At 70.0% G+C, this 10,681-nt stretch carries 11 protein-coding genes and 1 tRNA gene; 4 read left to right on the forward strand and 8 right to left on the reverse strand.

Features of this window, described 5'->3' with window-relative positions; genetic code table 11:
* Positions 1–522, forward strand: a 522-nt coding sequence (locus AB0J52_RS14040) for a DUF4352 domain-containing protein (protein WP_500181975.1), incomplete at its 5' end; no start/stop codon positions are given.
* Between the two features lie 142 nt (positions 523–664).
* Here the strand turns inward: AB0J52_RS14040 and AB0J52_RS14045 are convergent.
* The 6 genes from AB0J52_RS14045 to AB0J52_RS14070 form a co-directional block, all read right to left on the reverse strand.
* Positions 665–1,495: an ABC transporter ATP-binding protein gene (locus tag AB0J52_RS14045; protein ID WP_500181976.1), complete on the reverse strand. Its 831-nt coding sequence runs from the start codon at positions 1,493–1,495 to the stop codon at positions 665–667.
* Positions 1,485–2,225: an ABC transporter ATP-binding protein gene (locus AB0J52_RS14050; protein WP_500181985.1), complete on the reverse strand. Its 741-nt coding sequence runs from the start codon at positions 2,223–2,225 to the stop codon at positions 1,485–1,487. The genes AB0J52_RS14045 and AB0J52_RS14050 overlap by 11 nt, the downstream gene beginning before the upstream one ends.
* Before the next feature lie 62 nt (positions 2,226–2,287).
* Positions 2,288–3,427 (reverse strand): branched-chain amino acid ABC transporter permease, encoded by a 1,140-nt coding sequence (locus AB0J52_RS14055; RefSeq protein ID WP_500181977.1) that lies wholly within the window; start codon positions 3,425–3,427, stop codon positions 2,288–2,290.
* On the reverse strand, positions 3,424–4,389 hold the full coding sequence (locus tag AB0J52_RS14060) for a branched-chain amino acid ABC transporter permease (protein WP_500181978.1): 966 nt from the start codon (positions 4,387–4,389) through the stop codon (positions 3,424–3,426). The genes AB0J52_RS14055 and AB0J52_RS14060 overlap by 4 nt, the downstream gene beginning before the upstream one ends.
* Positions 4,390–4,491: 102 nt before the next feature.
* Complete coding sequence (locus AB0J52_RS14065) at positions 4,492–5,664, reverse strand: branched-chain amino acid ABC transporter substrate-binding protein (protein ID WP_500181979.1); 1,173 nt, start codon at positions 5,662–5,664, stop codon at positions 4,492–4,494.
* Between the two features lie 496 nt (positions 5,665–6,160).
* The gene (locus AB0J52_RS14070; protein WP_500181980.1) at positions 6,161–6,778 is read right to left on the reverse strand and encodes an ANTAR domain-containing response regulator; all 618 of its coding nucleotides are present in this window, start codon (positions 6,776–6,778) and stop codon (positions 6,161–6,163) included.
* Between the two features lie 86 nt (positions 6,779–6,864).
* Between AB0J52_RS14070 and AB0J52_RS14075 the strand changes: the two genes are divergently transcribed.
* Together AB0J52_RS14075 and AB0J52_RS14080 are read left to right on the forward strand one after the other, a co-directional pair.
* A tRNA-Leu gene (locus AB0J52_RS14075) sits at positions 6,865–6,937 on the forward strand.
* Between the two features lie 81 nt (positions 6,938–7,018).
* Positions 7,019–7,804, forward strand: coding sequence for a hypothetical protein (locus AB0J52_RS14080; protein WP_500181981.1), 786 nt, complete (start codon positions 7,019–7,021; stop codon positions 7,802–7,804).
* 191 nt (positions 7,805–7,995) lie between these two features.
* Here AB0J52_RS14080 and pyk read toward each other — a convergent pair whose 3' ends face one another.
* Entirely contained in the window at positions 7,996–9,429 is a 1,434-nt protein-coding gene (gene pyk / locus AB0J52_RS14085; protein ID WP_500181982.1) for a pyruvate kinase, read from the reverse strand.
* Between the two features lie 237 nt (positions 9,430–9,666).
* On the reverse strand, positions 9,667–10,236 hold the full coding sequence (locus AB0J52_RS14090) for a type 1 glutamine amidotransferase domain-containing protein (RefSeq protein ID WP_500181983.1): 570 nt from the start codon (positions 10,234–10,236) through the stop codon (positions 9,667–9,669).
* A 52-nt stretch (positions 10,237–10,288) separates the two neighbouring features.
* On the opposite strand from AB0J52_RS14090, the gene AB0J52_RS14095 reads away from it, so the two are divergent.
* Positions 10,289–10,681: DUF6597 domain-containing transcriptional factor (locus AB0J52_RS14095; RefSeq protein WP_500181984.1), on the forward strand; the 393-nt coding region annotated here is incomplete at its 3' end.

Here is a 10,681-nt window from a genome sequence, read left to right on the forward strand (position 1 = left end):
ACTGCCGCGGCCATCGCGCTGGCCGCCGCCGCGCTGCTGGGCTCGCTCCAGGGCTGCGCGCGGCACGAGGACCGCGGCTACACGCTGCCGGCCGAGAAGCTCCGCGACGGGGAGAAGGCTCAGAAGGACCGCACCGGACGCAGCAGCGACATGCTGTTCACGGTCGTCGCGTACACCGACGGCATCGCCACGATCCTCGGCACGCACGCGGAGATGAACCCCAAGGGCCAGTACGTCCGGATCCGCCTGCTGTGCGTGAACACCGGCCGCGACCTCCAGGTGTTCGACACCTGGGCCCAGCGGCTCGTCCTCACCGACGGCCGCCGGATCGGCGCCGACATCAACAGCACCATGGTGAAGCGGCAGCCCGAACGGCTGTCGGTCGGCGCGAACATGCGCGCCGAGTTCGACCTGTGGTTCGACGTCCCCAAGGGCGCCAAGGTGAAGTCCGTCCAGCTGTACGGCTCCCCCGCCGTGGGCATGGTCACCGACCCGCCGCCCGCCGACATCCCCCTCCCCTGAACCGGCGCTTCCGCCCCGGGCCACCGGTGCGGGACGGCCGTGCCTCGGCCGGACAACGGCCGTCACCCCTCCAACGCGGAACGGCCGCCGCCGCCCCTCTCGGGGACGGCGACGGCCGTGACGGCTCAAGGCCCGTGACCGGTCAGGAGGACGGAGGCGTCTCTTCCTCCTCCACCGTCTCCGGAGCGGCGACCTCGGGAGTCTCCTCCACCGTCTTCGGAGCGGCGACCTCGGGGGCGTCCTCCGCCGGCGCGCCGACCGGCGCCTCGACGCCGCCGCCCAGGTAGGCGGCCCGCACCTGCGGGTCGTCCAGCAGGTCCGCGGCCGGGGCCGACTTCACCACCCGCCCGGTCTCCAGCACGTACGCGCGGTGCGCGATCTGCAGCGCCTGGCTGGCGTTCTGCTCGACCAGCAGCACCGTCGTGCCGCGCCGGTTGATCTCCACGATGATCGAGAAGATCTGCTGCACCAGCTTCGGCGCCAGCCCCATGGACGGCTCGTCCAGCAGCAGCACCTTCGGCTTGGCCATCATCGCGCGGCCGATCGCCAGCATCTGCTGCTCGCCGCCGGACATCGTGCCGCCCGCCTGCGACTTGCGCTCGGCCAGCCGCGGGAACAGCTCGTAGACCTCGGCCAGCTCCTTGGAGAAGTCCCCGCGCCGGGCGTAGGCGCCCATCAGCAGGTTCTCCTCCACCGTCATGCCGGGGAACACGCCCCGGCCCTCCGGCGACTGGCCGATGCCCGCCAGCACCCGCTTGTGCCCCGGCATCTTGCTGATGTCCTGCCCGGCGAACCGGATCGACCCGGACGTCAGCGGACGCAGGCCCGAGACCGTCTTCAGCGTGGTCGTCTTCCCGGCGCCGTTCGCGCCGATCAGCGTCACGATCTCGCCCTCGTCGACCTCGGCGGAGATCCCCTTCAGCGCGGCGATCTTGCCGTAGTGGACGTGGATGTCGTTGATCTCAAGAAGCATCGGCCGGAGCCCCCAGGTACGCCTCGATGACCCGCTGGTCGTTCTGGATCTCGGCCGGCAGGCCCTCGGCGATCTTCTGCCCGAAGTCCACCACCGCGATCCGGTCGCTGATCCCCATCACCAGGCTCATGTCGTGCTCGATCAGCAGCACGGTCACGCCCGAGTCGCGGATCTTGCGGATCAGCCCCTGCAGCTCGACCTTCTCCGCCGGGTTCATGCCGGCGGCGGGCTCGTCCAGCAGCAGCAGCCTGGGGTCGGTCGCCAGCGCCCGCGCGATCTCCAGCCGGCGCTGGTCGCCGTACGGCAGGTTCTTGGCGGCCTCGCCGCGGCGGTGCCCGACACCGACGAAGTCCAGCAGCTCGACCGCCCGTTCGCGGCCCTGGCGCTCCTCGCGCCGGTGCCACGGCAGGCCGAGCGCCGCGCCCGCCAGCCCCGTCCGGTGGTGCGCGTCCGCGCCCACCATCACGTTCTCCAGCGCCGTCATGTTGTGGAACAGCCGGACGTTCTGGAACGTCCGCGCCACGCCGAGCTTGGTCACGGCGTAGCGCTTGCGGCCGTCGATGCGCCGGCCGCCGAAGACCACCTGGCCCTCGGTCGGCCGGTACACCCCGGTCGTCACGTTGAACACCGTGGTCTTGCCCGCGCCGTTCGGCCCGATCAGGGCGAAGATCTCGCCCTCCCGGACCGTCAGGTCCAGCTTGTTGATCGCCACGACGCCGCCGAAGCGCATCACGACCTCGCGCAGCTCCAGCACCGGCTTCGCCTGCGCGTCGTCCCGGATGGTCGCCTCGCTCACTTGGTCACCTCCGCGGCCGTCCCGGGCCCGGGGATCTCCGCGCCCATCGAGCCCATTCCGCCCGTGCCCTCGGCGAGTTCGGCCTTCCGCTGCCGGGACGGCCACAGGCCCTCCGGACGGAAGATCATCATCGCCACCAGCGCGACACCGAAGATCAGCATCCGGTAGTCCGACAGCTCCCGGAACCGCTCCGGCAGCCAGGCCAGCAGGAACGCGCCGAGGACCACGCCCGGGATGTTGCCCGAGCCGCCGAGCACCACGGCCGCCAGCACCAGCGCCGACACCATGAAGGTGAAGCTGCCCGGGTTGATCGAGGTCTGCTTCGCCGCGAACACCACGCCGCCGCTGCCGCCGATCGCCGCTCCGATCGCGAACGCCGCCAGCTTGAACTTGAACGTCGGCACGCCCATCAGCTCGGCCGCGTCCTCGTCCTCGCGGATCGACGCCCACGCCCGGCCCACCCGGGACCTCTCCAGCCGCTTCACGAAGATGATCGCGAGCACGATGAAGAAGACCAGCATGTAGTAGTACGGACGGGAGTCGAGCAGCCCGTACTTGAACGGCTGCACCTCCAGGCCCGGGATCGTCCACTCCGAGAGCGACGGCGGGTGCGGGATCCCCTGCACGCCGCGCGGGCCGTTCACGTAGTCCAGGTTGTTCGCCGTCAGGCGGACGATCTCACCGAACCCGAGCGTCACGATCGCCAGGTAGTCGCCCCGCAGCCGCAGCGTCGGAGCGCCCAGCAGCACGCCCGCCAGCGCCGCGGTCAGGATCGCCAGGACCAGCGTGGACCAGAAGCTCCAGTGGTACTTCGTCGCGAAGATCGCGATCGTGTAGCCGCCCACCGCGTAGAACGCGACGTAGCCCAGGTCCAGCAGGCCGGCCATGCCGACCACGACGTTCAGGCCGAGTCCGAGCAGCACGTAGATGCCGATCTGGTCGCTCAGCATGGTCGGCCAGTCGGTCTCCGACGGCGCCATGAACGACCCGATCGCCTGCGACGGCAGCAGCAGCGCGCCGACGATCAGCAGCAGGTACACCAGCCAGCGGGCCCAGCCGGGAGCGGAGTCCCAGCGGTCGCGCACGGGGTCCATGGAGAACCCCGGGCCCTTCTTCCCCCTCGTCGCCCCGCTCATGCGCGCGCCTGCTGCAGGGACTCACCGAGGATGCCGGTGGGACGGAACATCAGGACCAGGATCAGCACCGAGAACGCCACGACGTCCTTCCACTGAGACCCGAACAGGCTCGACCCGTAGGACTCGAACAGCCCGAGCGTCACACCGCCGACGAGGGCGCCGCGGATGTTGCCGATACCGCCCAGCACCGCCGCGGTGAACGCCTTGATGCCGAGCAGGAAGCCGGCGAAGTACCACGCCTCCTCGAACCGGGCGTAGTAGAGCGCCGCCGCCGCGCCGGCCATCACGCCGCCGACCAGGAACGTCGCCGTGACCACCCGGTCGATGTTCACGCCCATGAGCACCGCGCTCTCCGGGTCCTGGGCGGTGGCCCGGATCCCGCGCCCCAGCTTCGTGCGGTTCACGAACTGGTCCAGCGCGATCATGATGAGGATCGCCCCGAGGAAGATGATCAGGCGGTCGTTGGCGATCTTGATCGGACCGATGTCGATCAGGTCCGTCCGGTGCACGAAGTGGTACGCCTGCGCGATCTTGCCCTTCTCCTTGGGCAGATCGAACACCTGCGGGATGATGATCGTCGCGAACAGCTGCTCGATCACGATCGACGCGCCGATCGCCGAGATCAGCGCCGCCAGCCGGGACGCCCCGCGCTTGCGCAGCGGCCGGTAGGCCACCAGCTCCAGCAGCACCGCGCTGCCGCCCGACACCGCGCCCGCCACGAGCGCGGAGAGCAGGATCACGCCGACCAGGGCGAGCCCGCCCACGTCCGACACGCCCATGGACTTGACCGTCCACATCGCGGCGAACGTCCCGACCATGAAGATGTCCGCGTGCGCGAAGTTGATCAGCCGCAGGACGCCGTACACCATCGTGTACCCGAGCGCCACCAGCGCGTACACCGCGCCGAGGGACAGGCCGTCGATCGTCGACGGCCAGAATTGATGAATGAAGTCTGAGAACACCTGAGTCGCCCTTGTCAAAAGGGGCGGGAGCGCTTGTGGCGCTCCCGCCCCCACACCGTCAAGGCACCCCTCAAAGACGAGAGGCCGTTAGAGGCGCCAGCCTCAGCTCGTGGGCTTGGCCTCGCCGGCCTTGCCGAGCAGGCCGATCTTGTTGCTCGTCACCTCGTAGATGAAGATGTCGTGCGCCGCCAGCTCGCCCTTGTCGTCGAACTTGATCTCCTTGCCGACACCCTGGAAGCCCACGGTCTTCAGGTAGGAGTTGATGTCCTCGGCGCTGGTCTTGCCGTTCTTCACGGCCTCGATGAAGGCCGACGCGGCGTCGAAGCCCTCGGTCGAGTAGATCGCGACGTCCGAGCCGTACTTGGCCTTGTAGTCGGCCGCGAACTTCTTGGCCTTGTCGTTCGACTTGCCCTCGGGGTCGATCATGCAGCCGCAGGAGAGGAACGTGCCCTGCGCGTTCTGCTGGCCCTCGGCCTCGATCAGGCCGGCCGCGACCGAGCCGTCGCCCGACATCAGCTTGCCCTTGTACCCGGACTCGCGCAGCTGCTTGAACAGCCGGCCCGCCACCGAGTAGTAGCCGCCGAAGTAGACCGCGTCCGGCTTGAACTGGTTGATCTTGTTCACCGTGGACGAGTAGTCGGTGCCCTTGTCGTCCACCGAGTCACTCTGGACCTGCGCGCCCTTGCCCGACACCGCGGTCTTGATGCCGCCGGCCAGGCCCTTGCCGTAGTCCTGGTTGTCGTCCACCGTGAAGACCTTCTTGGCCTTCAGGGTGTCCGAGATGAAGGTGGCCGCGCCGGTGCTCTGCACGGTGTCGTTCGCGACGACCCGGTGCCAGTAGCTCCAGTTCTTGGTCGCCAGCGTGATGCTCGTCGCCGACGGCGTGACCGACGGGATCTTCGCCTCGTTCAGGATCGGGTTCACCGCCTGCGACTCACCCGAGAACGCCGGGCCGATCAGGCCCACGATCTTGTCGTTCTTGATCGCGCCCTGGGCCAGGGTGGTGGCCTGCTCGGCCTTGCCCTGCGAGTCGTAGGTCTTGAACTTGATCTTGACCTTGGGGTTCGTCGCGTTGTACTGGTCGATCGCGAGCTGCGCGCCCTGCTTGGGCGGAATCACCAGGCCCGAGTTCTCACCGGTCAGGTCACCCATGAACCCGATCGTGATCTCGTCGCCGCCGCCCGTCTTCTTGCTGTCTCCGCACGCGCCGGCACCGAGCGCCAGCACCGCGCTCACCGCCACAGCACCGGTGACCCTCATCATGTTGCGCCGCAAGGTGCCCAACCTTTCCATCCGGATCCGGGGAGGGATCGGGTACGAGTCATGCCCCGACGTGTCCGAGATCCTGGGAGGAGATATCGGTCACTCAGGGACCAGGTATGTCGTACACCGAGCAGAGCCGACGAAACAGGACCCCCGGACAGAAGGGTTACTTGTTCGTTACTCCCCCGTGCCCTCCCACACGACCCGATATTCAGCGCGAATCACGGTCAGTGACCGCTGCGAACACTCAGCGCCGCCGTCCCCGGACACCCGGCGCAACCGGTGCGGAACCCCACGCCCACCGGCCGTCCGCGCCCCTTTACCCCACCGTCGGGGCTCGCGGTCTGCGGGGGCGCCGCCCACCTGGCGGACCGTTGCCCGGCCTCACCTTGACCGACTGCGGCGGAACCGAACCGTCACGGTCACGCCACCCCGCCGCGAAGCGGGCACAACGACAGCGGACCCCGCGGCCGGACTCGCCGCGAGGTCCCTGGACACGGGACGGAGGTCAGCCCGCCGCGGGCTCGCCGTCCTCCGCGGCGCCGCCGGCGCCCGCGATGACCGCCTCGGCGACGGCGCGCATCGTGAGGCGCCGGTCCATCGAGGTCTTCTGGATCCACCGGAAGGCGTCCGGCTCCGTCCAGCCGTTCGCGGCCTGGAGCAGGCCCTTCGCCCGGTCCACCACCTTGCGGGTCTCCAGCCGCTCCGCCAGCCCGGCGACCTCGGCCTCCAGCGCCCGAAGCTCGGTGTACCGGCTCACCGCGACCTCCATGGCGGGCCGCAGGTCCGCCTTGGTGAACGGCTTGACCAGGTACGCCATCGCCCCGGCCTCGGTCGCCCGCTGCACCAGCTCGGCCTGCGAGAACGCCGTCAGCATCACCACCGGCGCGACCCGCTCCGCCGAGATCCGCTCCGCCGCGCTGATCCCGTCCAGGACCGGCATCTTGACGTCGAGGATGACCAGGTCGGGCTTCAGCTCGACGGCCAGCCGCACCGCGGCCTCACCGTCCCCCGCCTCGCCCACGACCTCGTAGCCGTCCTCCTGAAGCATCTCCTTGAGGTCCAGCCGGATCAGGGCCTCATCTTCTGCGATCACAACTCGCCGAGCGCTCTCCGTCACGCGCACGAGCCTACCGGCGTCCGCTACCCTGTTCCCCGTGACCCCTCCCCCTAGGACGCCGAAACGGGCATAACGCCAGGTGTCCATTAAATGCCCCGATAGCCCAATGGCAGAGGCAATGGTCTCAAACACCATACAGTGTGGGTTCGAATCCCACTCGGGGCACAAATAACCGAATAGTCGGAAACCAAAGCGTCGCCCTTCACCGGGCGGCGCTTTGTCGTACCCCTGAGGGACCATCGCCGCATGTACCAGCGCGATGTCATCGACAAAGCCTTCGATCTGCATCGGCAGGGATTCACCGACCAGGCGGTGGCCGAAATCTGCGGAGCCTCCGTCGGCGCCGTCCGGAAGTGGCGGTACGGCACGAGACGCCGCATTCCCGACCCGGCCGCCCCCGGCGCTCATGACGGGCGGATCAAGCAGGACTGCCCCCGCTGTTTCGGCCGCACGCTCGACTCGGCCGAATATTCCTACCTCGCGGGCCTGTACCTGGGGGACGGTCACATCGTGGCCACCACCAAGGGCTGCTACCGGCTCACCATCAGCTGCACAGCCGCATGGCCCGGCCTCGTGGAGGCCGCCGCCACCGCCATGAGCACCGCGATGCCGCTGTCCAAGGTGTCGCGCAGGCAGCGCTCCGGCGCCGTCGAGGTCCACAGCCAGTCGAAGCACTGGCCGTGCCTGTTTCCCCAACACGGGCCGGGCCTGAAACACGCACGGGAGATCAGACTCGCCGATTGGCAGCGGACCATCGTCGACGAACACCCTGAGAAATTCCTGCGCGGCCTCCTCCATTCGGACGGCTGCCGGACCGTCAATCGAGTCCGCCGCCCAGGCAAGGACGGGGATCGCGTGTACGAGTACCCGCGCTACTTCTTCACCAACGCGTCCGATGACATCCGGAAGCTCTACACGGACACGCTCGACGCGCTCGGGATCGCCTGGAAGCAGAACAACGCCCGGAACATCTCAGTGGCTCGGGCTGAGGCGGTGGCACGGTTGGACGAGTTCGTGGGCCCCAAGTACTGACCCGCGTCGCCGACCAGTCGACCAGGTTCTGGAGGAGGGCGCGGAGGGCGTCCTGCTGGCCGGTGGTCAGGGTGTTCAGCGGTGTGGGGCTCGGGGCGGGGACGGGTGCCCGTCCCCGCCTGGGGCCGCGCTCGGGTGACCTGTCGCGGTGGGGGCCGCGACAGGTTCACGTGCGCGGGCGGGCCGGGCGCTCAGTCGTCGAGGTGGGCTATGGCGTCGCCGATGCGGTGGACTCGGAGCGCGTTGGTCGAGCCCGGGGTGCCGGGTGGGTTGCCGGCGACGATGACGACGCGGTCGCCCTTCTGGCAGCGTCCGGACTCCAGCAAACCCTGTTCGACCTGGCGGACCATCTCGTCGGTGTGGTCGGCGAACGGGACGATGTAGGTCTCGACGCCCCAGACGTGGGCGAGGCGGCCGCGGACGGCCGGGACCGAGGTGAAGGCGAGCAGCGGGATGGGCGAGCGGTAGCGGGACAGGCGGCGGGCCGTCTCGCCGGACATGGTGAACGCCACCAGGGCCTTCGCGCCGACGATCGCGCCGACCTCGGCGGCGGCGCGGGCGATGGCCCCGCCGACCGTCTCGGGCATGCGCTCCAGGGTGTGGGTCGCCTGGAGGCTGGACCCCTCGGCGGTCTGCACGATGCGGCTCATGGTGCGGACGGCCTCGATGGGGTACTGGCCGACGCTGGTCTCGCCGGACAGCATGACGGCGTCGGCGCCCTCGAAGACGGCGTTGGCGACGTCGCTGGTCTCGGCGCGGGTGGGCCGGGGGGCGCTGATCATGGATTCGAGCATCTGGGTGGCGACGATGACCGGGCGGGCCTTGTCGCGGCAGAGCTCGATGGCGCGCTTCTGGACGATCGGGACCTCTTCGAGGGGCAGCTCGACGCCGAGGTCGCCGCGGGCGACCATGATGCCGTCGAAGGCGGCGACGATCTCCTTGAGGTTCCGCACGGCCTGCGGCTTCTCGATCTTGCCGATGAGGGGGACGCGGATGCCCTCCTCGTCCATGATCCGGTAGCAGATGTCCGCGTCCTCGGGGGTGCGGACGAACGAGAGGGCGACCATGTCCACGCCGAGGCGCAGGGCCCAGCGCAGGTCGGTCTCGTCCTTCTCGGTGAGGGCGGGGACGCTGACGGGAACGCCGGGCAGGTTGAGGCCCTTGTTGTCGGAGACCATGCCGCCCACGGTCACCTCGGTGGTGACGCGCGTGCCCTCGACGCCCGTGACGCGCAGGGCGACGCGGCCGTCGTCGATGAGGACGGTGTCGCCGGTCGCGACGTCGCCGGGCAGGCCCTGGTAGGTGGTGGAGACCTCGCGGCGGGTGCCGGGGACGTCCTCGGTGGTGATGACGAAGGTGTCGCCGAGCGTGAGCCGGACGGGGCCGTCGGGGAAGCGCCCGATACGGATCTTGGGGCCCTGCAGGTCGGCGAGGACGCCGACGGCGCGGCCGTGGCGCTCGGCGGCGGCGCGGATGCGGTGGTACACCTCCTCGTGGACGGCGTGGTCGCCGTGGCTCATGTTGAGCCTGGCGACGTCGACGCCGGCCTCGACGAGGTCGTTGATCCGCTCCGGACTGGAGACGGCGGGGCCGATGGTGCTGATGATCTTCGCTCGACGGGTCACGTAGCACAACGGTATCGAGTTACCTGCCGGTATCGGTATTTGGGCAGCTCATTGACCTCGAAGGTTCATCCAGTGGTCCAGCCCATTGGTCTGGACCACCGGCCTTCGCGGCGGCCGTTCCCCGCCCGGCCGTCCCGGGTTCCGGGGGGGTTCCGCCGCCCGGGCCGGGCGGCGTCCGGCGGGCGGCCGGGCGAGGGCGGTGCGGAGCTGCGTGCGGACGGGGGCCGGACGCGGCGGTCAGCGGCCGAAGGCCTCGACGGCGGCCTTGCAGAAGGCTTCGAGGTCGTCCGGCTTGCGGCTGGTGACCATGCGGTTCGGGCCGTCGTCGCAGACCTGGACCTCCTCGTCCACCCAGGTGGCGCCGGCGTTGCGCAGGTCGGTCTGGAGGCTCGGCCAGGACGTCATGGTGCGGCCGCGGACGACGTCGGCCTCGATCAGGGTCCAGGGCGCGTGGCAGATCGCGGCGACGGGCTTGCCGGCGTCGAAGAAGCCGCGGGTGAACTCGACGGCCTTGGGCAGCGTGCGCAGCAGGTCGGGGTTGGCGACGCCGCCGGGCAGGACGAGGCCGTCGTAGTCGCCCGGGCCGGAGTCCTCGACGGTGCTGTCGACGTCGAAGGTGTCGGCCTTGTCGAGATGGTTGAACGCCTGGATCTTCCCGCTCTCGGTGGAGACCAGGCGCGGCGTGCCACCCGCCTGCTTCACGGCCTTCCAGGGCTCGGTGAGCTCCACCTGCTCGGTGCCTTCGGGGGCGACGAGGAACGCGATGGTCTTGCCGTTGAGGTCGGTCATGGTGTTCTCCCCCTTCATCTTGGCTACCTTGGGCCCCTGCCCAGGTCGTGGCGGGTTATGCGGGGGTCGTATGGATTACCGGGAGGGCGCCGGGCCCACGGGGTCGGGGCTGGCCTGCTGGTGGCGGCAGTCGGTGCCGGGGGACGCGGGGCGTTTCATCCAGCGGGTGGTCCCGGACGGCTGCGTGGACCTGATCTGGTGGTCGCGGGACGCGGAGGTCATCGTCGCGGGCCCGGACACCGGGCCGGCGCCGGTGCCGCTGGAGCCGGGTGAGTCGCTGGTGGGGGTGCGGTTCGCGCCCGGGCGGGCCGCGCCGGTCCTCGGCGTCCCGCTGGACGCGGTCCGCGACACGCGGCTCGCGCTGTCGGAGTTCTGGGGCGGGGAGGCGCGCCGGCTGGGCGAGCTGGTCACCGGCGCCGTCCCGTCCGGCGCGTCCGGCGCGTCCGGCTCGGAGGTGGCGGCG

The organism is Spirillospora sp. NPDC049652, from assembly GCF_040675125.1.
Lineage (GTDB): Bacteria > Actinomycetota > Actinomycetes > Streptosporangiales > Streptosporangiaceae > Spirillospora.

Excerpts from the sequence above, each read along its gene's own strand:
- AB0J52_RS14045 (WP_500181976.1), bottom strand. The coding sequence starts at position 1,495 with ATGCTTCTTGAGATCAACGACATCCACGTCCACTACGGCAAGATCGCC.
- AB0J52_RS14050 (WP_500181985.1), bottom strand. The coding sequence starts at position 2,225 with ATGCGCTTCGGCGGCGTCGTGGCGATCAACAAGCTGGACCTGACGGTC.
- AB0J52_RS14055 (WP_500181977.1), bottom strand. The coding sequence starts at position 3,427 with ATGAGCGGGGCGACGAGGGGGAAGAAGGGCCCGGGGTTCTCCATGGAC.
- AB0J52_RS14080 (WP_500181981.1), top strand. The coding sequence starts at position 7,019 with ATGTACCAGCGCGATGTCATCGACAAAGCCTTCGATCTGCATCGGCAG.
- AB0J52_RS14090 (WP_500181983.1), bottom strand. The coding sequence starts at position 10,236 with ATGAAGGGGGAGAACACCATGACCGACCTCAACGGCAAGACCATCGCG.